This window comes from Spiroplasma endosymbiont of Atherix ibis (assembly GCF_964020005.1).
Taxonomy (GTDB): Bacteria; Bacillota_I; Bacilli_A; order Mycoplasmatales; family Mycoplasmataceae; genus Spiroplasma_A.
In genome coordinates this window covers 913,171-934,333 of the sequence record NZ_OZ026474.1, presented here as the reverse complement: position 1 = coordinate 934,333, position 21,163 = coordinate 913,171, and the positions used below count along the sequence as shown (strand labels likewise).

At 23.4% G+C, this 21,163-nt stretch carries 26 protein-coding genes and 3 tRNA genes; 23 read left to right on the top strand and 6 right to left on the bottom strand.

Going from position 1 to position 21,163, the window contains the following annotated elements; genetic code table 4:
- Window positions 1-75: 75 nt before the first annotated feature.
- From AACK92_RS05015 to AACK92_RS05000, 4 genes are all read left to right on the top strand, one after another.
- Window positions 76-342, top strand: coding sequence for a hypothetical protein (locus tag AACK92_RS05015; RefSeq protein ID WP_339020670.1), 267 nt, complete (start codon window positions 76-78; stop codon window positions 340-342).
- Entirely contained in the window at window positions 330-2,903 is a 2,574-nt protein-coding gene (locus AACK92_RS05010; RefSeq protein WP_339020668.1) for a 2-oxo acid dehydrogenase subunit E2, read from the top strand. Before AACK92_RS05015 ends, AACK92_RS05010 begins: the two co-directional genes overlap by 13 nt.
- Window positions 2,904-3,587: 684 nt before the next feature.
- On the top strand, window positions 3,588-3,722 hold the full coding sequence (locus AACK92_RS05005) for a lipoprotein (protein ID WP_339020666.1): 135 nt from the start codon (window positions 3,588-3,590) through the stop codon (window positions 3,720-3,722).
- Window positions 3,688-4,251: a hypothetical protein gene (locus tag AACK92_RS05000; protein ID WP_339020665.1), complete on the top strand. Its 564-nt coding sequence runs from the start codon at window positions 3,688-3,690 to the stop codon at window positions 4,249-4,251. Before AACK92_RS05005 ends, AACK92_RS05000 begins: the two co-directional genes overlap by 35 nt.
- 440 nt (window positions 4,252-4,691) lie before the next feature.
- Here the strand turns inward: AACK92_RS05000 and AACK92_RS04995 are convergent, their stop codons facing one another.
- On the bottom strand, window positions 4,692-4,934 hold the full coding sequence (locus AACK92_RS04995; RefSeq protein ID WP_339020664.1) for a hypothetical protein: 243 nt from the start codon (window positions 4,932-4,934) through the stop codon (window positions 4,692-4,694).
- Window positions 4,935-5,509: 575 nt separating this feature from the next.
- Between AACK92_RS04995 and AACK92_RS04990 the strand changes: the two genes are divergently transcribed.
- From AACK92_RS04990 to AACK92_RS04955, 8 genes are all read left to right on the top strand, one after another.
- Window positions 5,510-5,585, top strand: a tRNA-His gene (locus tag AACK92_RS04990).
- Window positions 5,586-5,656: 71 nt separating this feature from the next.
- Complete coding sequence (locus AACK92_RS04985; protein WP_339020663.1) at window positions 5,657-6,649, top strand: hypothetical protein; 993 nt, start codon at window positions 5,657-5,659, stop codon at window positions 6,647-6,649.
- A gap of 247 nt (window positions 6,650-6,896) precedes the next feature.
- Window positions 6,897-7,145 (top strand): hypothetical protein, encoded by a 249-nt coding sequence (locus tag AACK92_RS04980; protein WP_339020662.1) that lies wholly within the window; start codon window positions 6,897-6,899, stop codon window positions 7,143-7,145.
- Window positions 7,146-7,151: 6 nt separating this feature from the next.
- On the top strand, window positions 7,152-7,319 hold the full coding sequence (locus tag AACK92_RS04975; protein ID WP_339020661.1) for a hypothetical protein: 168 nt from the start codon (window positions 7,152-7,154) through the stop codon (window positions 7,317-7,319).
- Window positions 7,320-7,344: 25 nt separating this feature from the next.
- On the top strand, window positions 7,345-7,569 hold the full coding sequence (locus AACK92_RS04970) for an acyl carrier protein (protein ID WP_339020659.1): 225 nt from the start codon (window positions 7,345-7,347) through the stop codon (window positions 7,567-7,569).
- Between the two features lie 3 nt (window positions 7,570-7,572).
- A complete protein-coding gene (locus tag AACK92_RS04965; RefSeq protein WP_339020658.1) occupies window positions 7,573-8,001 on the top strand; it encodes a Fur family transcriptional regulator in 429 nt (142 codons plus the stop codon).
- Between the two features lie 57 nt (window positions 8,002-8,058).
- A tRNA-Trp gene (locus AACK92_RS04960) sits at window positions 8,059-8,134 on the top strand.
- 37 nt (window positions 8,135-8,171) lie between these two features.
- A tRNA-Trp gene (locus AACK92_RS04955) sits at window positions 8,172-8,247 on the top strand.
- Window positions 8,248-8,379: 132 nt separating this feature from the next.
- Here the strand turns inward: AACK92_RS04955 and AACK92_RS04950 are convergent.
- Genes AACK92_RS04950 through AACK92_RS04935 form a run of 4 tightly spaced genes read right to left on the bottom strand, consistent with a single transcriptional unit; the run spans window position 8,380 to window position 11,666 of the window.
- Window positions 8,380-9,240, bottom strand: a complete 861-nt coding sequence (locus AACK92_RS04950; protein ID WP_339020656.1) for a DegV family protein — start codon at window positions 9,238-9,240, stop codon at window positions 8,380-8,382.
- A gap of 12 nt (window positions 9,241-9,252) precedes the next feature.
- Window positions 9,253-9,969 (bottom strand): DegV family protein, encoded by a 717-nt coding sequence (locus AACK92_RS04945; RefSeq protein ID WP_339020654.1) that lies wholly within the window; start codon window positions 9,967-9,969, stop codon window positions 9,253-9,255.
- A gap of 3 nt (window positions 9,970-9,972) precedes the next feature.
- Complete coding sequence (locus AACK92_RS04940; protein WP_339020652.1) at window positions 9,973-10,824, bottom strand: DegV family protein; 852 nt, start codon at window positions 10,822-10,824, stop codon at window positions 9,973-9,975.
- Window positions 10,815-11,666 carry a DegV family protein gene (locus tag AACK92_RS04935; RefSeq protein WP_339020651.1) on the bottom strand — a complete coding sequence of 284 codons (852 nt, stop codon included), beginning with the start codon at window positions 11,664-11,666 and terminating at the stop codon, window positions 10,815-10,817. Before AACK92_RS04935 ends, AACK92_RS04940 begins: the two co-directional genes overlap by 10 nt.
- Window positions 11,667-11,730: 64 nt before the next feature.
- Between AACK92_RS04935 and ytpR the strand changes: the two genes are divergently transcribed.
- From ytpR to AACK92_RS04880, 11 genes are all read left to right on the top strand, one after another.
- Window positions 11,731-12,330, top strand: coding sequence for a YtpR family tRNA-binding protein (gene ytpR, locus AACK92_RS04930; RefSeq protein WP_339020649.1), 600 nt, complete (start codon window positions 11,731-11,733; stop codon window positions 12,328-12,330).
- A complete protein-coding gene (locus tag AACK92_RS04925) occupies window positions 12,320-13,363 on the top strand; it encodes a nicotinate phosphoribosyltransferase (protein WP_339020647.1) in 1,044 nt (347 codons plus the stop codon). Before ytpR ends, AACK92_RS04925 begins: the two co-directional genes overlap by 11 nt.
- Window positions 13,364-13,394: 31 nt before the next feature.
- Window positions 13,395-14,345, top strand: a complete 951-nt coding sequence (locus AACK92_RS04920; protein ID WP_339020645.1) for a hypothetical protein — start codon at window positions 13,395-13,397, stop codon at window positions 14,343-14,345.
- 11 nt (window positions 14,346-14,356) lie between these two features.
- Window positions 14,357-15,055 (top strand): hypothetical protein, encoded by a 699-nt coding sequence (locus tag AACK92_RS04915; protein WP_339020643.1) that lies wholly within the window; start codon window positions 14,357-14,359, stop codon window positions 15,053-15,055.
- A gap of 275 nt (window positions 15,056-15,330) precedes the next feature.
- Window positions 15,331-15,681 (top strand): hypothetical protein, encoded by a 351-nt coding sequence (locus tag AACK92_RS04910; protein ID WP_339020641.1) that lies wholly within the window; start codon window positions 15,331-15,333, stop codon window positions 15,679-15,681.
- 14 nt (window positions 15,682-15,695) lie between these two features.
- Window positions 15,696-16,196 (top strand): hypothetical protein, encoded by a 501-nt coding sequence (locus AACK92_RS04905; RefSeq protein WP_339020639.1) that lies wholly within the window; start codon window positions 15,696-15,698, stop codon window positions 16,194-16,196.
- Complete coding sequence (tyrS, locus tag AACK92_RS04900; protein ID WP_422397890.1) at window positions 16,196-17,443, top strand: tyrosine--tRNA ligase; 1,248 nt, start codon at window positions 16,196-16,198, stop codon at window positions 17,441-17,443. Before AACK92_RS04905 ends, tyrS begins: the two co-directional genes overlap by 1 nt.
- Window positions 17,444-17,456: 13 nt before the next feature.
- The gene (locus tag AACK92_RS04895; RefSeq protein WP_339020636.1) at window positions 17,457-18,188 is read left to right on the top strand and encodes a hypothetical protein; all 732 of its coding nucleotides are present in this window, start codon (window positions 17,457-17,459) and stop codon (window positions 18,186-18,188) included.
- 112 nt (window positions 18,189-18,300) lie between these two features.
- On the top strand, window positions 18,301-18,966 hold the full coding sequence (gene pgsA / locus AACK92_RS04890) for a CDP-diacylglycerol--glycerol-3-phosphate 3-phosphatidyltransferase (RefSeq protein ID WP_339020634.1): 666 nt from the start codon (window positions 18,301-18,303) through the stop codon (window positions 18,964-18,966).
- Window positions 18,947-19,747 carry an SDR family NAD(P)-dependent oxidoreductase gene (locus tag AACK92_RS04885; RefSeq protein ID WP_339020632.1) on the top strand — a complete coding sequence of 267 codons (801 nt, stop codon included), beginning with the start codon at window positions 18,947-18,949 and terminating at the stop codon, window positions 19,745-19,747. Before pgsA ends, AACK92_RS04885 begins: the two co-directional genes overlap by 20 nt.
- Complete coding sequence (locus AACK92_RS04880) at window positions 19,747-20,256, top strand: L-threonylcarbamoyladenylate synthase (RefSeq protein ID WP_339020630.1); 510 nt, start codon at window positions 19,747-19,749, stop codon at window positions 20,254-20,256. The genes AACK92_RS04885 and AACK92_RS04880 overlap by 1 nt, the downstream gene beginning before the upstream one ends.
- 63 nt (window positions 20,257-20,319) lie before the next feature.
- Here the strand turns inward: AACK92_RS04880 and rpsD are convergent, their stop codons facing one another.
- Window positions 20,320-20,937: a 30S ribosomal protein S4 gene (gene rpsD, locus AACK92_RS04875; protein WP_339020628.1), complete on the bottom strand. Its 618-nt coding sequence runs from the start codon at window positions 20,935-20,937 to the stop codon at window positions 20,320-20,322.
- Window positions 20,938-21,163 lie beyond the last annotated feature (226 nt).

Genomic DNA, 21,163 nt, shown 5'->3' with positions numbered 1-21,163 from the left:
AATAAAGGTAGGATTTTGCCTTTATTTTTTATATAATTATAAATAGTGGATATTTAAAAAAGGGGCGATGTGATTATGGTTCATTTGAGGGTTAGAAATTTACCATCTAAAGGAATTTTAAAAGAATGATTATTTTCTGATGAACAAATTAATTTTGGACAAGATTTTGCTCTTATAGAATTAGATGATGGTTCTAAAATAAATATAAAATCCAACTATAATGGTATAATTACAAAAACCATTAATTTAGGAACTTCTGTAAAAAACGGAAGTATCTTAGCAAACATTGCTATTGGGGAAAAAGAAATAGAAAAATATAAAAAAAAAGTTTGAAAAAATTAAGTATTAAAAAGAATAATGAAGAAGAAATATTTATTTTAACTCAAGAAAACGAACCCAATGTACAAGATATTGAAACAGGAGCTGTTGTATATGATAGATATAATCAAGCAGTAACACCTTTTTCAACAGGTAGAGATGATATTATGGATAATTTACAAAAAGTTCAAAGAATGGAGAAAAAAGATCAAAGTATGAATCAAGAAAATGAACAACCAAAAGATAAGTTTGCTCAAATGAGAGCTAATATAAAAGACTCAATTAAAAATGCTCCTCAAAATAAAGTTATGGGTGATTTAACAAAAGAAGAATTACTAAAAATGACAAATGAAGATATAAAAGAATCAGATGGAAGTAATTTGTTTTCAACAAATAATTTATCTGGAGTAAGTAAGTTTAGACAATTAGTTCAAGCAAGAAAAGAAAAACTTTTAGAAGAAAATGACTTTAGAGAATCTCAAAATGAAAATCAACTAATTGATGCAATGTCAAAAACTGATGAAAAAGGTAGACCGTTAATAATGAGAAATATTATTCAAGCAAGAATGGATAAATTAAATGCTGCTGGGGGAGATCCAAATGTTCTTGAACAAGATATAGTAGCAACAAAAGATAATGCTGTACTTGATAATCAAAGATTTAAAAAAACTACTAATAATATCAACAATATAAAAGATGCTGAGAAAATAAAACAAGGATATTCTCAAGATAATCTTTTTGGAATGTCATATGGTTCTTATATAGAAAATGATGAAGATACTATAATAGATGCTAATGATTTAAGTCCTTATAGTGGAGTTATTATGCCTAAAAAGAAACCTCAGCAATTAGTTGATGAAATTACTCATAAGCCAACTAAAACTTATGCAGAGTCAAAACTTTCAAATCTTTATGATACTTCAAAGAGATGAGAAATTATAAAAAATCGTGATGAAAGAAGTCTTATTAATCAAAGAAGAAAAGTAGTAGAAAAAGGAATTCAAACAGATAATCCAGAATTCACTAAAATAATTAATGAAATTGATATACCAAAAGAATTTTTAAGAGAAGTTCCTTTTCAAGATCCTAATACTGGAGCTATGGTTTATATTCCTTATAATCAAACACCTAAAGGAATAGAAGAATTTGAAGTTTGATTAAGAGCTACAAATTTATATACTGCATATAAAGAAAAACAAAATGTTGAATTAACTCAAGAAACTTTAAACAATATTCGTGTACCTTTTAAAAGAACTCATGAAAATGTAATTGAAAATGAAGAACTATTTCAACCAAATCAATATTTTGAAGAAAAAATATTGGAAAAAACACCAAAAGTTATTCAAAAAGAAATTAAAACAGAGATTAATAAAAAAGATGATGAACTTGTAAAAGCATCAGATAAGAAAGTTGCAGATGAAACTTTAGACTTTTTAAAAGAACAAATTAAAGATTTACAAAAAACTTTGAAAGAACAAAATCAATTAAATGCTGCAACTTCAAAATTAAATCAGCAATCACATTTTAATGCAGGAACTGATACATTTGGACAAATGATGCAATATATGTTAATGCAAAACATGATGCAAAATATGAGTCAAAATCAAAAAAAAGAACCAAATAGAGAGTTTAATGCTAATGATTTAAAAATGATAATTAAAGATGAAATAAACTTATTTGCAAATGAATTAAAAGAAAAAAAACGTCAAGAAGAAGAAAGAGCACAATTAGAAAGAGAAATAATAGAGAGAGTTGAAAGAGACTTAAAAGAAAAATGAGAATTTGATAAAAGTGAAAGAGAAAAAGAAAATATTCAAGATGTAAATTTTGAAAAAGACAAACCAGATAATTCTGTAGGTTATTTACAATTTGAATCTAATGATGAAAATAAAATTATTGAAAGAACTAAAATAAATAAAAATAGAAATCCAGCAGTTAAATCAATGATTTTAAGTCAAAATTTTATACCCCCACTTACAATATCAACTGAAATAGATATGAGTGCTATTTTAAAATTGAAACATATCTTAAAACAAACTCAAAATAATATAAAATTTACTACAATTTCATTTATTGCAAAAGCTATCTCTATTGCTCTTGAAGAATATCCAAAGTTAAACTCAAGTTATGATGCTGAAACAAATGAAGTATTAATTAAAAAATATCATCATATTGGTCTTGCAACAGAAACAACTGAAGGATTAATTATTCCTGTACTTAAATTTGTTGAAAAATTATCAATAAAAGAAGTTGCAATAGATATTAAAGAAGTAACTTCAAGACTTAGATCAGGAGAACTTTATAATTATGAAGCTGATGGAAGTACAATCACAATTGCTAATTATGGAAATATTGGAGCAATTCAAGCAACTCCAACAATTTTTTATCCAAATGCTGCAGTTGTTGGAGTAGGTAAAGTTGTTAAAAAACCAGTTGTAGTTTATAATGAAAAATTAGCTATTAAAGCAATAATGAATATGAGTTTAACAGTAGATCAAAGAATTATTGATGCTTCAGAAGCAGGTCAATTCCTTGCAAAAGTTAAATCAATTCTTGAAAAACCAGAAGTTTTTACTGTTTCTTAAAATACAATAATTGATATTGTTAATATAATTGGAAAATAAGTTAAATAAAATATTAAATATGAATCATATTAAAACTGCTAAGAGTTATATTTAATATTTTTTTATTTATATTATTTATCTCATTCAATAGCATTATTTATATAATTTTTCAGTAATTCATATTTATTATTATGAATTGTTCCTTTTTAAACAAAAAATGATAGCTTTTAATAAAAAAGTTATTTGCACATGTTTTTTTCCCATTGATATAGTTAAATTGTTTGAATCATAAACATTTTTTAGTTTTTGCTTGTTTATAGAACTTCATGATCTGAGGAAATAATTATTCGACTCTGATCTTTTACCTTTTTAATAATATTAATTGCTCTATTTAAAATAGCAATTATAAATCTTGCAGACATTCTATAAGAAATATCTAATGAAATAACTTTTTTGTGAATTAATCTATTATTATTGATTTATAAGTTTTTTTCTTTTTTCTTCTTGAGTTCATTTTCTAAATTATTGTACTTTTTTGCCATATATGTTATCTTTTCTATTAGTATATAAAAAATATCATCTAAAATTGGAATACATTCAGGGAATATTGGCGTCAAAAAAGTCAAAAAAAGTGTTGACATTTTTTAAAAAAGTAGGTGTATAATCATAGTATGAATTTAAATTGTTTTAAAAAGAGGAGGAAGAATGAAAAAAATATTAGGATTATTAGGTGCAGCAGGTTTAGTTGCAACTACAACTACAACAGTTATTGCTTGTGGAAGTAAAGCAAGTGATATTACTTTAAGTGAAAAAAGAGTTATCAAAAGAATATACAGTTAAATCAAATAAAATTACAGCTGATGGAATAATTAGTTTTAAACAAGCAGATAAATCAGTTTTAATAGTAAAAATTAAATCTGGAACACAAAAAGCAGGAGAAGTAACTATTGTAGTTGCAACTACTGCAGATAAATTAACAGATAAAGAAGTTAAAGAAAAAATTGATGTTATGTTTAAAGCAAAGGATGATAAAAAAATTGCTTCAACAGAAAAAATTGCGTCAGTTTCAGTTTCAGTTTCAGTTACAATTGCTAAAAAAATCGCTTCAACAGAAAAAGTTATTTTATCAACAGTTAAAATTAACTTAACTCCAACAAATGATACAACAGTTGATGAAGTTATTAGGGCTTTAAAAACAGTTAAAGGACTTGAAAAAATAGAAACTTCAGATGTTGATTTTTCTAAAATAGAAGCTATTGATATTAAAGAAGGAAGTGTTACAATTACAGCAAAATCAACTTCAAAATTAGTTACAGGTTCAAAATCTTGAAAAATTGATGAATTAGGAATTGATAAGTTATCTAACTAATAATGAATTAATTTTTAATTATTAATAAAAAAATCTCTATTTTAAACTATGAGATTGTCAATATAACTGGACAATACAAACTAAAAAAAATTAAATATGACTCATAGCAAAACTACTAGGATTCATATTTTTTTATATTTGAATGAAATGTTAAAATATTATACAAGTGAATATTATCTTTAACACTTTCTTTTATTTCATCTTTTAGATTAATGATTTGCTTTTTGTAGTAAATAGATTCTTTTAAGAGATTAAAAAAAAGTTTCACAAGTAGCATTATTGACAGAATTACTTTGTCTTGACATTTAAATTTCTATATTAAGTTTTCTGCAAACCTCAAAATAGTCGTTACCAATATAATGCCAACCTCAATCTGAGTGAATTATATTTTTTAGCATACATTACTTTTTTTAAAGTATTTATTAAATTATTTTTACAAATTAAAAGTTTGAACTTTTATTTAATTGATAATCTAGAATTTTTTTACTATATAAATTATTTATATTACTTAAGTAAATTGTTCTAGTTCTAAATTGCAAATATGAAATATTTGTACCAAATTTTTCTCTAAAATAGCTAGAATTAAAATTTCTATTAAGTTTATTTTCATATTTTCTGTGTTGTGAACTTAAATTATATTTATTTATTTTTCTTGTATTATAAGAAAGTTTAAATAATTTCATGTATTTATAAACTATTCATTTTTTCGAGTTTATTCCCTCTAATAAATTTATAATTAAAGTTATTTTTTTGTAACGATAAGACTATTTATATTTGAAAGAAATAATGTTTAATTAAGTTTTTTATTGAAATATCTTAGAAATTAAAATTTTGTTTGCCTTTTTAAGTTAATAGTAATACCCTAATTTTGAGAGATTTGAAGTTTTACATAAAATATAAATTGAGAATTTATATTTCTCATTTATTTTTTAGATATTTTATTCTTAAGAAACTCCAAATATTTGATTTTTCTAACTCTAAAATCATTTTTTTTACTCATGTTTGAGCAGTACTTTCCATTTAAAGACATTAATTCTTCATCTTTATATTTTGATTGTGATCTTGCTTCAATTTAATTTATTTTCATTAAGCAATTTCAGTTCTTTTTATCTAAAGATTGTATTAGAATGAACAATCACCACTTTTTTAGGGTTTCTTGTGTTATTAAAGTTTTTGTTTTTCTTATTTTATAATTTTTTTATTTTTTTTAGCACATAAAAAATTTTTTTAGTATAATAAATAAGTGAAATATTTTATGGCGTGTATGGCGAAGTGGTTAACGCTCCGGATTGTGGTTCCGGCACTCGAGGGTTCAATTCCCTTTACACGCCCCATTTAAGAAACTAACGTCTCTTTTTTTAAAAAAAGAGATTTTTTTATTTAAAAAGACGATTTTTTAATTGAGGTGATTAGTATTTTAAATATAGCTTTAAAAGATGAAATAAAATTTTCTCAACAGAATCAAAATAAGGAATTCATAAAAGTAAGTTCTGTTGAAATAAATACTTTTAATATTGATGTCATCTTTATTAACGAAAAATTTACTTATAATAAAAAAGAATATTATAGATTATTTATAAGACCTAGTTTATCTAATGCTGGAGGTTATGATTATTTTCATAATTTTTTTAAAAAAACATATCAAAATGAAACTAAAATTCATTTTAAATTGGGATTAATTAAATTTTATATAAGAACTAAAAAAGGTATTCAAGCAATAAAAAATGACAAGGAAGATTTATTTAAAATACCAAGTTATATAATTAATGCAAAAAGAAATGGTAAATATATATTAAGTAATTTTGATTTTATAAAATTAGATATACCAGCCATTTTAATTGAAGATCAACAGTATTTATTTATTTCTTATAGTGCTAGCTATGATGTAGAAGGTTTTGAACTAAAACCTCATACTAATTATGGCAGTATTGAAATAGATAGAAGAAATTTAACTCAGCATAAATACGATGAAAATGAATGTACAGTTACAATTGCTAATTTAGCTTACAGTTATATAAATTATGATTTTAATTTCAAATATAAAAGAAATTATTTTGAATTATTAAGAAATGATATAAATATTAAAACTAAGTGAAGGTATTCAAATACAATAGATCCTATTATGATTTTAGAAAATAAATATAGTTTATGAAATTATCTAGATTTTTCTTTATTAGGAAATAAAATGAATACTTTTTTTAAACTTTATTTAAAAGGACTAAATAGAACGGACTTTTTAACTTCTACTGCAAAGCTGAAAAGTGATTTTAATTTTACTAGTTATTATAGTATTAAAAAAGTTATAGATGAAGTTAGACAAAAAGAAGATAAGTATGAAATAATTAATTCTAACATGACAAAATATTTATTTACTAAAAATATAGTAGAAGATAGTTAAGTTGGAATAAAAGGGATACTTTGAAATCCTTTATATAATAACTAAATTATTTATAGTAGGCTTATTAATCTCAATTCAAGATATTTCTTAGTGGATTATATTTCTAATAACATTAATAATGATATTTATAAAATTGATTACTCATATGAAAAAATAAATAAAAAATATAATTATTTAATTAATTATAAAATAGAGGAACTAAATAACCTAGGATGAAATAATAAAGAAAGGATAATAAATTATATAAATGAAAAAGAAAAAAACATATAAATTATTTTTTGTATCAATTTTATTATTATTTATAATATCTATTTTAATTTTTTTAATATACTTTTATACTAAATCTAATAAAACAGAAATAAAAATAGAAAATAATACTCAAGAAAAAGAAAAACCTTCAAATATTAAAAAAGTAGATTTTGCAAAGAAAAATTTAAATATTGATTTTAGTTTAGAACAAAAAATATATATTTTAAATTTCTCAGATCAAAAATAGTTTAAAATGAATGAATTTAAATATTATTTTATATTAGAGTTTAATAAATTAGGACCTAAAACTAATTCAATAAGTTTGAATTATTTAGTTAACAATATAAAAAAACCAAGTGAAGTAAGTGTCAAATACAACGGAGTTAATAAAATATATACTTGAAATTTTAAATTAATTTAATATATAATAATAAAAGGTGATTAATGTGAATTATTTTGAAGAAATAAAAAAAGCTCTTATAAATAAGGGAGCAAAAGGAACAATAAGTAATAACACAGAATTTAAGTCAATGGGATTAGATTCACTTGACTTAATGGATATGATAGTTAATTTAGAAGAAAAATTAAATATATCTATATCAGATGATGATTTATTATCTATGAAAAAAGTAAGTGATCTTTTGGAAGTTATTGAAAAAATAACTAAGTAATTTATGGAAAATAAATTAAATGAATACTTAGAATTGTTTAAAAGCAAAAAAATTAAACTTACTGATGTAAGATTATCTATGTTAAGAATAATCTCTACAAAAAAACATTTCACCATTAATGAATTAATCTCAATGGTAGAAAAAGATTTAGGTAGTGTAAATGTAATGTCAATATATAACAACATAGATTTATTTTTGGAAATGCACTTATTATTTGCAAATACAATAAATGGTAAGCAAATTATATATGAAGCTATCTCTTCACAATTAATGCATATTACATGTGATCATTGTGGTTCTTTAGAGGATTTAGAAAGTCCATCTTTAGCAAATGAATTATTTCTTAGATTTTCAAATATTTTAAAAGATAAAGATATGAAGTTAGAACATTTTAAATTGGAACTTCATGGAATTTGTAAAAAATGTAAATAAAATAAGCATATTTTATACATAGTACTTTTTAATGATATAATTAAAAAGTGTTTTTATAGGGGTATAGTTCAGTTGGTAGAACATCGGACTTCAAATCCGAGTGTCGTGGGTTCAAGTCCTGCTACCCCTGCCAAATAGAAAAAAATACCCATAAAGGGTATTTTTTAAATAAGGATATAGTTCAGTTGGTAGAACATCGGACTCCAAATCCGAGTGTCGTGGGTTCAAGTCCTGCTATCCTTGCCAAATAAAAAAATAATTATTTTAATAATTTTTACTATTAAAATAATTTGTATCTATACTAATTGTATAGATTTTTTTATTTAAAAATATAAAAAAGCATTTAATAAAAGTTCTTTTTAGAATGATCTTATATTTTTATTTTTTTGCTAATAATGTTTTTTTAATAGCTATTAATCCAATTGTATCAATACCTGCATGTCAAGGATAAACAGTAGGTATTTTATTTTCTTTAAATTCAATACTATTAGTTTTTAAACAACTTTTTATTTGTTCTATATGATTTTTGTTTGCTTCTGGCAATGAAACTAATAGTAATTCAAAATCTTCTGTAATTTCCTTTCTTAAGGATACTATCATTTTATCTAAAACTGCTCTATATGTTCTTCCCATACCAATTTTTTTTGGTTTTGCTAATCATTGAATTGCAACTTTTGCTTTAAATATTTTTAACATTGTTATTAATAGTGAATTAGCTCTTCCACCTTTAGACATTTTTTGCAAATCACTTGGTATAATTGCTGTTCATGAACCAACTGTTCATTTATCAGATTCTTCTTGATATTTTTTAGGATCATCAATTCCTTGTTTTATCATTTCATCAAATTTTAGTGATAATAGTTGAGCACAATTTGCTGCTAAAAAGTTTTCAATAACTGTAATTTTTCCTTTGTAATCTTCATCATTTGCAATCATAACTGCAGTTTGATGCATTCCAGAAAGATTTGCAGGGATTGTCATATGTATTATATGATCAAATTCCTTTAACATTTCATCATATTTATTCATTAATTCTCCTGGAGAAGCTTGACTTGTAGCAGTTTTTTTACCACTTGCCAATATTTTAATTAATTCATTTTTTTTAATTTCTTCTGGTGTATCTAAGTAATCCTCTTTATCTTCTACAATTAAATGTAGAGGTAAAACTTTTATATTTTTTGTACTATGTTCTTTTTCTATAAAGCCTGTAGAACTGTCAACTAATATTCCTATTTTCATATAAAAATCTCCTTATTTTTTTCATATCGCTAATGCAAATGTTTCTTTACCTGTGTGACAAGTAATTGTATTTGGCATATTATCTAATAAACTTATTTTTAAATTTTCAGCAATTATAATTTTTTTTACTTCATCTATATATTCTTCATTAACTCTAGAATAAGATATATCTATAAAATTTTCATTTCCAAAATCTTTCAACACTTTTATTACTTCTTTAATAGCTTTTTTAAAAGTCCTTTCTTTACCATATTTATCAATTTCTCCATTATATTTAAGTATTGGAGTTATTTTTAAAAATTTTGCAAGTCCTGCAGCAGCTTTGCTTATTCTTCCTCCTCGTACTAATTGAGTAAGGGACTTTGGAATTATATATAGTATAAACTTATCATTTGCTTTTTCAATTATACTTTCTATTTCTTGACCTTTTTTTCTTTGTTTTACAAGTTCTAGTGCTCATTTAAATTGATGTCTTAAAATAGTGCTAACACCATTTGTATCTACTACAAATACTTTATCTTTATATTTATCATCTTTTGCTAAAACTTTACATGTACTATATTGTCCAGAAAGTCCTTTTGATATTAGCAGACAAACTATTTGTTCATATGCCTTTAATAATTCATTTCATTTTTCTAACATTAATCCTGGAATTGATTGAGAAGTTTTTAACAGTTGAGAATCATTTAATTTATAAAATTCATCAATTGTTAAATTCTCCCCCATCATCAGCTATTTTCATAATTTTTCTCCTCAAACTTGATATGGCATAAATGCAAATGTTTCTCTACCTGTGTGACAAGTAATTGTATTTGGCATTTCATCAAATAAACCTATTTCATAATTTGATTCTTTAACAATTTCTTTAACAAGTTTTAAAGTTTCTTTACTTGCTCTTGAATAAGAAATGTCGACTATGTTGCTTTTTGAATAATTTGATTTTAATAATTTAAGAGCTTCTTCAACAGCTTTTTTAAATGTTCTTGTTTTTCCTTGTTTGTCAATTTCTCCATTATATTTAAGTATTGGAGTTATTTTTAATATTTTTGCAAGTCCTGCAGCAGCTTTGCTTATTCTTCCTCCTCGTACTAATTGATCAAGTGATTTTGGAATAATATAGCCTACAACTTTATTATAATCTTTCTCTATTATATCTTTTATTTCTTGAGCAGTTTTTTCTTCTTTAAGCAACTTCATAATTAGTTCTATTTGACGTTTAAGAACTATACTTACACTATTTGTATCAATTACATGTACTTTATCCTTGTATTCATCTTCTTGTGAAAACATTTTAAATGTATTATATTGTCCTGAAAGACCTTTTGAAAGTAATAAGCAAATAATTTGATCATAATCTTTCAATAATTCATCTCATTTTTTTAACATTATTCCTGGAATTGATTGAGAAGTTTTTAACAGTTGAGAATCATTTAATTGATAAAATTCATCAGCTTCAAAACTTTCCCCGTCAGCTATTTGCTCACCATCTTCTTTAGTAATCATTAATGGAACTAAATATAAATCTTTATAATCTTTTATATTTTTTATACCACTTGATGAATCTGTAACTACAGCTATTTTCATAATTTTTCTCCTCAAACTTGATATGGCATAAATGCAAATGTTTCTCTACCTGTGTGACAAGTAATTGTATTTGCTAATTCATCTCATAGACCAATTTCTAAATCTAATTTCTTAACAACATTTTTAACAATTTCAAGTGTTTGAATATCTGCTCTTGAGTAAGATATATCAATAATTTTATTATTTGGATATTTATCTTTTAATAATTTAAGTGCTTCTTCAATAGCTTTTTTAAATGTTCTTGTTTTTCCTTGTTTGTCAATTTCTCCATTATATCTAAGTATTGGAGTTATTTTTAAAAATTTTGCAAGTCCTGCAGCAGCTTTGCTTATTCTTCCTCCTCGTACTAATTGAGTAAGGGACTTTGGAATAATATAGCCAATAATTTTATTGTAATACTGTTCAACTATATCTTTTATTTCTAATCCAGTTTTTCCTTCTTCAATTAATTTTATAACTAATTCTAATTGGTGTTTAAGAGCTATGCTTACACCATTAGTATCAATTACATGTATCTTATTTTTATATTCATATTCTTGTGAAAACATTTTAAATGTATTGTATTGTCCTGAAAGACCTTTTGAAATTAATAGACAAACAACTTCATCATATTTCTTTAATAAGTCATTTCATTTTTCCATAACATTGCCAGGAACAGACTGTGAGGTTTTAAGTAATTGTGAATCATTTAATTGGTAAAATTCATCAGAACTTAAATTTTCATCATCAGTTATTTGTTGACCATCTTCTTTAGTAATCATCAATGGAATAAGATATAAATTTTTATATTGTTTTGTATCTTTAATTCCGCAAGAAGAGTCAATTAAAATTGCAATTTTCATAATTCCTCCTCTATATAAAAGACTTATTATATTATATAATTGTTTTGAAGTTATTCCAATAGAAATGAAGGTAATTCAAATGAAAATATTTTTAAAATATGTTAAAAACTTCAATACTATAGTGGTTTTATTTAAAAATAAAAAAGTTATGAGTACAAAAAAAGAACAGAACTGTGAAATTTTATTTCATGAAAATGAAGTTATAGGATTAAATATTTTTAATTTTGAATCAGATGATAGTTTTAATTTAGAAGACAAAAGACTTCAAAAAAAAGCTGAACCATTTATTAAAAAGTATTTAGCTAAATTTGAATTAGAAAATCAATTTATAATTGCAAAAATTTTAGAATGTGAAAAAATTCCAAATACACATTTATCTATCTGTAAGCTAGATAATGGCAAAGAAGTTATTCAAGTTATTTGTGGAGCTGTGAATGCCAGAAAAAATTTATTTACAACATTAGCAACAGTTGGTTCATGAATGCCTGATGGAACTCAAATTAATCAAGGAAAATTAAAAGGGTTTGATTCTTTTGGAATGTTGTGTTCTGCAAAAGAACTTGAAATTAAACAAGAAAAATATAATAAGCCTGGAATTATGGAATGAGAAGTTGAAGATTCATATATTGGAAGATCAATATGAGAGGTTTTAAATGAAAAATAGATTTAATATAGATTTGAAAATTTTTGAAGATTATTATTCTGCAGATTATTTTAAAAAAACTAAAGAAATATTAAAAAAATTTAAACCAAATCAATTAGTTACAATGCAATGATTTCAAAGAAATGAACAAACAGTAATTTGTGGTATTGAAATAATTAAAGAAATTCTTAGATTATCAAAAATAAATAATTTAACTGTAGAAGCAGTTGAAGAGGGTGAAATTGTTAATAGTTTAGAACCAGTATTAAAAATAACAGGAAAATATAGTGATTTTGCTCATTTTGAAGGACTTTTTGATGGTATATTGTCAAGAGCTTCAACTATTGCAACAAATGCTAAGAGAATATTATCTGCTGCAAATGGTAAAACTGTATTAAATATGAATGACAGAATGGACTACTATACAAATCAACAAATAGATGGTTATGCATCAGTAATTGGGGGAATTAAAAATTTAGTAACTCCTGCTTCATTTGAGTTTTTAAATGAAAATCCAAATTTAAATGGAACAATGCCTCATGCATTAATTGCTTCATTTGATGGAGATTTAATAAAAGCAACAAAAGCATATAAAGAAGTTTTTCCAAAAAATAATTTAGTGGTATTAGTTGATTATAACAATGATTGTATAAATGATTCTATAAATGTATGCAATGCTTTTAAAAATGAAATTTATGCAGTAAGGTTAGATATTTCATCTTCATTAGTAGATAAATCACTTCAAAATATGGAAGAAAAAAATCAAGAATTGCATGGAGTTAATCCTACATTAGTTAAAATGTTAAGAGAAAAACTTGATTTAAATGGACATAATAATGTAAAGATTATAGTTTCTTCAGGGTTTAATGAAGAAAAAATTAAAATATTTGAATCTCAAAATACACCAGTTGATATATATGGAGTAGGAGATGCAATTACAAAAAATAAAATTGGTTTTACAGGAGATATAGTTCTCATTAATGGTAAAAAACAAGCAAAATTTGGAAGAGAAAATAGTTTTTCAAGTAAGATAAAAAGTATAAAATATAATTAGTTGTTTTATTTAAAAGAAAGGGGTGTTCTTTATGAATTTTTTTTCAAGAAAAAAGAAAAAAAATCAGAAAGTTAAAAATTCTGAAGATAAATATGAAGAGAGAAACCCTAATCATTGAACCTATAATAATGATCCATTACTGAATATGGAACCAATATTTTCAACTGATTTTAATGCAAAAAAAATATCTATAGAAGATATTACAAATCAATTGAATCGAAAACATTTAGAATCAGAATATAATTCATATTCAGAAAATACTTCAGTAAAGCAAAAATTAGAAAGTATTAAAAAAAATATAGGACAAAGTGATAAACAATTTAAAAAAACTGATGGAATACTTGGTTCTATAATTGATAATGCTAAAAAAAATACACAAAATATACAAAATCATATATTAGACACTGATCCAGTAATTGCTAAATTACAAAAAATTGAGGAATTAAGAAAAACAGGTGGAGTAGATGCAGATGTTTATACAGATATTGAAAAGATAAAAAACAATACAGTAAGTTATTCACAAAGAGCAAAAGATTTTCTAGAACAAAATTCAATGAAACCAATTGAATCAGAGTTAGAAAGAGTTAGAAGATTATCTCAAAGAGTTCAAAATGAAAGAGAAGAACTTAATAAACAAAATAAAGTAAAATTAACTTCAAAAATTTTAAGTAAAAAAGAACCTGAACAAAACAAAAACATATTTTTAGCAGTTTCAAAAAGTAAAATGCAAAATAATTCTGTTAAAGATGAGGCAAAAAATAAGCTTCTTAAATTAAAAGAAATTAAGGTTCAAAGTATAGAAGATGAAGTTGAAAAAACAATTCAAGAAATGGATTCTAAAGTATTTTACAGTGAAGCAATGAAAGATCAATTTTTTGAAAAGAAATTAAAAGAATTTGATAAACTTTTAAAAGAAAATAGTAAACCAAATAGTAAATCTGAGCTTATTAAGCCTAGAAGACTTCAAAATAAAAAGAAATAAGGTGAGATCAAATGGATCAAAAAAATAGTAAAGATATAGATTTAATAGAGGATTCAAAGTTGGAAAGTGAAAAAGCTAAAAAAAGATTGGAAGAAATTAAATTAAGCAATGATTTAATAAACTCACAAGTAGCTTCTAATAATTTTTATGTTCCAAAAAGAAAATCTATTAATTCTATTAATGAAGAAGTTTCTTTGATTAAGCCAAGAAAGAAAAAGAATCTTCCTTTTACAGATCAACAACAAAACGAACTTGAAAAAACTATTTTAGATATTACAAATGAATATAAAGATATTGAAAAAGAAAAAAAAATTATTGAAAAAAAGCTTTTAAAAGAAGAAGTTAAAATTTCTAGATTAATAACAAAAAATAATAGAAGAATAAGAAGTTTGATAGATAAAGAAGATGTACAACAATTAGAAAAAAGTGTTGATCTCCAAGAACAATATTTAAAAGCATTTGATAAAATTCAAGATGGTATAAATACATTAGTTTTAAGAGAAAATAACATATCTTTAGAAGATAGAAGAAAATATATTTATAATAAAGCTTATAATGCAGAAACTGAAAGAGCAAGAAAACTTGTTGAATTAAGAAATTCTAATAAAGAAACATGAGCTAGTCAAATCAAAAAAGAAAAACAACAACAAGAAGGTAAAAGATCAAGTGATGATTGAAGAGAAAGACTTGGTATTGATAAAAATAAATAAAAAATTGTTAAAAAAGTAAATTTATTAAATATAGTGTCAAAAAATGATAATTTAAGTAGAAGTATATTTTATAGTTAATAAAATATACTTTTTTTATCTAGTTATTTATAGTCTTAAAAAATATAAAAGTAAAAATAAATAATCAAAAAATGATAAGAGATTAAAGAAAAATAAAATTATTAAAATAATAATTTTTAAATATTATTTATTAGTTAATTTCGTATGCAAATATAGTATTACTATTGTATAATTTTATTAATATTAGGAGAATATGTATGAATTTATGACTTATTTATGCTTCAACAAATGTTGAAACAACTCAAACAGTTATGATAATTATTTTGTTAGTTTTAGCAATTATATTATCTTTGTATACAATAATTACATTAAGAAAAGTAGGTATTGCAGCTAAGAAAGTCGATTATTTTTTTGAAGACTTAACTTATAAATCAGAAATGTTAAATGCTACATTTGATACTGTAGCAAGAGTAACAAATTATATCGATATATTTGATGCTTTTGCGAAAAGAAATGTTAAATCATGAGTTAAAGTTGCAACTAAAAATAAAGATGTTGTTTATAAGTTAGTGGATAAATTAAGAGAATTTGCAAATTCAAAAGATTAATTGGGAGGTTTAAGATGTTTAAATTATTAAAATTAGCCTCATGGGTTTTTCTTGGAATGATGTTAGCTCCTAAAAAAGGTGTAGAAATTAGAGCAGATTTTGTAGATTATTTAAAAAAATATAGACCACAATTAAAAAAGCTAATAGCAAAAATAGAAGAAACTTGGGAAAAATCTCAAGGAAATGAAAGCGATGAAGTTATTGCAAATATTGAAATGAAGCTTTCAAACATTAGAGATGCAAGTGACGAATTAGATGCAGCAAAAACAAAGGAGCTAGCCTTTAAAGCTCTACAAAAATTAGGGCAAGCTACAGTTAAAATTGGTCAAGAAATTGTTAAATCTGATAATGTAAAAATAATTGCAAAGGATTTAGCAATGATAACAGTTGATATTATTGACAAAGCTGATGAAGTTTATTCAAAAGTAAAAGATGTATCAATTAGTATGAGTGAAGATGTATATGAAGTTGGAGACTCAAAAAAAGTAAAAACAAATATTAATAAGGAGAAATAATAGTGCGTAGCATTTTAGAAGAATTAAAACAAAGAGACTTGCTTAAGCAATTTACTAATGAAGAAAAAATATTAAATGCTCAAAAGCAAGGAGCAGGCTTATATTGTGGATTTGATCCAACAGCTGATTCACTTCATGTTGGTCATTTAATTCAAATTATAAATCTTAAAAGATTTAAAGATTTTGGTTTTGCACCAATTTCTATACTTGGTGGAGGAACTGGAATGATTGGTGATCCAAGTTTTAAAAGTGAAGAGAGAAATCTATTGACTTTAGAACAAGTTGGTAAAAACATTGAAGGTATTAAAAAACAATTAAATTTTTTAATACCTGATATTAATGTAATTAATAACAATGATTGATTAGGAAAAATGTCTTTAATTGATTTTTTAAGAGAGATTGGGAAAGACTTTAACTTGGCATATTTATTGGCAAAAGAAAATATTGCATCAAGAATTGAAAAAGGATTAAGTATAACAGAATTTTCATACACAATGCTTCAAGGATATGATTTTTATAGATTATATCAAGATTATAACTGTTTAATACAAATTGGTGGTTCTGATCAATGGGGAAATATAACTAGTGGAACTGACTATATTGCAAGTAAGGTTGGAAGAGAAAATTCAAGAGCTTGTGGAATTACAATTAATCTTTTAACAAAAAAAGATGGAGTTAAATTTGGTAAAACAGAATCAGGAGCCATTTGATTAGATAAAAATAAAACAAGTGAATATGAATTTTATCAATTTTTTATAAATCAAGATGATGAAGATTGTGATAAATTATTTAAGTTTTTAACAACTATTTCTTTAGAAGAAATTAATAAAATTAAAGAAGATCATGCAAAAGAACCTTTTAAAAGAATTATGCAAAAAAGATTAGCTCAGGAAGTTACAATTTTTGTTCATGGAAAAGAAGGTTTAGAAAAAGCAGAGAAGGTATCTGAAGCATTATTTAGTGGAGATCTATTAAAATTAAATAAAACTGATTTATTGTCAACAATTAATTCATTTGAAAAAATAAAAGTACAAAAAAATATTAAATTAATTGATTTAATAGTTGAAACAAAAATAGCAAGTTCAAAAAGAGAAGCAAGAGAGTTAATTAATGAAGGTGCTATTTCAATAAATAGCAATAATAAATATGAAGAAGATACTATTGTTGACAAAAAAATGATAACTGTAGATAATTTTATTATTATTAAAAAAGGTAAAAAGAAATATTTTATTGTAGAAATTATATAGGAGCAATTTAAAAATGAACTTTAACTTAATTTTAAAAAAAACTGTAGAAGAATTATTAAACTACTTTAATGAAGAGTGTTTTAAAAACTTAAAATTAAATGGTAAGGATATAAAAATTTCTGTAGATAATTTATTTAAAAAAATTAGTACAGATAGTCTTGAAGGTATTGATTTAATAATTGAACAATTAAATCAATTAAGACAAAAGAATCAAGATTTATTAACAACCAAAAAAGCTAATCATATTTTTTATGCAAGTACAGAAATTCTTTTATCTTCAGCAACTGAAGGATTTAGAAAAATTAAAGAAGCTTTTCAAGATTTAAATTTCTTAAAATATACAGAAAATCAAAAAAATTTAATAGATTTAAATGAAAAATTTGTAGTTAGAAAATTAACATCAAATTCTCAAAGAGTTATAAATAAATATGAAAACTTATCATTTAAGTTTATAAACAATGAGAAAATTTCAGATTTTTTAAAGAATTTAAATAAAATTACAAAAAGTGAAAATGTAAGTGAAATTCTTTATTGAGCAAAAGAAGTTTTTTTAAAGCAAGTTGAAATTAAAAGATTAGATTATTTTATTAATTATGATGCACTAGTTGATGAATATGGATGAATTCATGATATTGTAAAATTATCATCAGCAAATGCTGAATTTATGGGATTAATTGTTAATATAGAAATATTTACAAATGTGATTAATCAACAATCTTTTAAAGAAAATAAATTTAGAGTATAATAAAGATCATGAGTATTCGTGATCTTTATTATTTTTATATAATTAAATAATATTAATTAGGTTAGTTAATAGTGTTGTATTATAATAAAAATATGTGAAAAGAGGCAAGCTTATGAATTTAGCAAATAAAATTACATTTGTAAGGGTATTGTTAATACCTGTAATAGTAATATTGTTATTATTAACACCAGCTATTTGAGTTAATTATGAAGCTATAACACAACTAGGAAATTTAAATGTATTTTCAATTGGAAATTATCATTTACCTTTAACTTATTTAATAGCAGGAATACTGTTTATAATAGCAAGTTTAACAGATATGTTAGATGGCTATGTTGCAAGAAAGTATAATATGGTTACTAATTTTGGTAAGTTTTTTGATGCAATTGCAGATAAACTATTGACTAATTCAGTATTGATTATATTTGCTTGCTTTGGTATTTTACCAATATGATTATGTATTATTTTAATTTGTAGAGATTTTATAATAGATGTTGTAAGACAAATTTTAGCAAATTCAGCTGTTGTAATGGCTGCAAATAAAATGGGAAAAATTAGAGCAACTGCAGAAATGGTAGGATTGAGTATTTTATTTTTTTTAGGAGCTCAATGTTGAGAAAGTTTCAATCAATTTGGATGAATTAATCAAATTATTTTAATTCCAATGTATATAACAGTAGTTCTTTCAATTTGATCTGCTGTAATTTATATAAATGCAAATAAAAAAGTTTTATTTAATAGTTCTACAGAGAAAAATGATGAAAAAAAATCTAAATAAAGATGCTTATGCAATAGTAACTGGTGCCAGTAAAGGTTTGGGTTATGCTTATTGTGAGGAATTGTTAAAATTACAGTATAACATCATTGCTGTAGCAAGAAATACAAATAGTTTAAAAGAACTACAAAAAAAGTATAGCAATTTTAAAATTGAAACTTGAGATTTGGATTTAAGTGATTTAAAAAATGCATATAAACTTTTTGAAAAATCAAAAAAATTAGATATTGAAATAGTTATAAATAATGCTGGTTATGGAGTTTGAGGCTATTTTTATCAAACAGATTTGGAAAAAGAGATGAACATGATTGATTTAAATATTAAATCACTTCATATAATTACTAAAAAATTTACACAGTATTTTATGGAAAAAAATAAAGGTAGAGTTATAAATATTGCTTCAATGGGTTCTTTTACACCAGGTCCAGTTTTTTCAAGCTATTATGCTTCAAAAGCATATGTTTTAAGTTTTGGTGTAGCAATAAATACAGAATTAAAAAAACTTAAATCTAATGTAAGAGTTGTAACTATTTGTCCAGGAGCTTTAAAAACCGATTTTTGAAATAGAAGTAGTAGTGAACAAAGAGCGAAATTAAGAAATAAATCAAAATCTATGAGTTCTTCTGTTTATGCAAAAAATAGTTTAAAAAAAGCTTTAAAAGTAAAAAAGAAAAACTATATTATATTTGGAACTTTTAATAAATTAGCTAAAAAATTAACAAAAGTAATCCCAGAGCACATTATTCTAAATTCAGTTTATAAATATCAAAGGAAAATAAAATAATGTTAACAAAAAACGATATTTTAAAAGCAATAAATCTTTTAAAAGAAAATAAAGTTATAATATTGCCAACAGATAGTATATATGGACTGAGTGCTTTATATAATGAAGAAAATAGAATAAGAGTTAATAAAATTAAAAAATCTCAAGAATCAAAAAAATTAATTGTATTATTTTCTAAATTAAAGCAAGTAAAAAAAATTATTAATATCAATAAGAAATTTAAAAAAAATGCTAAATCTAAAATTCCAATTACTCAAATAGTTAATACTAAAGAAAATGGAAGTATAGCTTTAAGAAAAGTTAAAAGAAAGGATTTGCTAAGCATAATTAATAAAACAGGATTAATATTTTCAACAAGTGTTAATTATTCCAACAATCCGTATTTAAATAAAAAAGAGGAATTGGATTTGTTTAATAAAAATGTAAACGAAGTTTTTTGAGATGGAGAACTTAATGGAAAACCATCTAAAATTATAGATTTAATTAATGATAAAGTAATTAGAGAATAAAATAATTAATTATTCTTATTAATTTTTATTTTAAAAAAAGCAATAGATAATATTGCCTTTTTATTATTTAATTAAACGATTATATCATTCAACAATTAATGCTTCATTAATTTCTTGATTTAATTCTTTTCTTTCTGGCAACCTTAGTAATGAACCTGTCATTTTTGTTTTGTCAAATTTTACAAATTCAACTGTTCCAGCATTTGATGCCAATGATTCAACAATTTTATCATTTTTTTGCATTTTATCTTTAACTGAAATTATGTCTCCAATTTTAACTGAATATGAAGGAATATCTAATTTTTTACCATTAACTAAAATATGACTGTGTGAAACTAATTGTCTTGCACCTTGTCTTGTTAAAGATAATCCCATTCTGTAAATCACATTATCTAATCTTGATTCTAATTGCTGTAAGAAAATTGTTCCTGTAATTCCTTTAATTTTTTTAGCTCTTGCATAAGTATTTCTAAATTGTCTTTCTGTTAAACCATACATAAATTTAACTTTTTGTTTTTCTTGCATTTGTTGACCATAACCTGATAGTTTTGATCTTCTTGCACCATGTTGACCTGGTGCAGTAGTTCTTTTTTTACCTTTTGAGAACTCTTTACCAGTTTCTAAGATAGAAAATCCATATCTTCTAGCTTTTTTAAATGTAGATCCTGTATATCTTGACACTTTTATATCCTCTTTTTTCTATTAAATATATTATTTGGAAAATCATAACTAAAGTTAAACTCCAGTAAAGGAAGTCTATATTTCGCCCTTCATCTGCAGGGGTTACTTTTATATAAGTTATAGACTAATTATTTTACAGTGTTTAATTGCAGATTAACCAAAAATAATTATATATCAAATTAGGTTTAAAAAATAACTTATTTGAAAAAAATACTGAATAATTTTG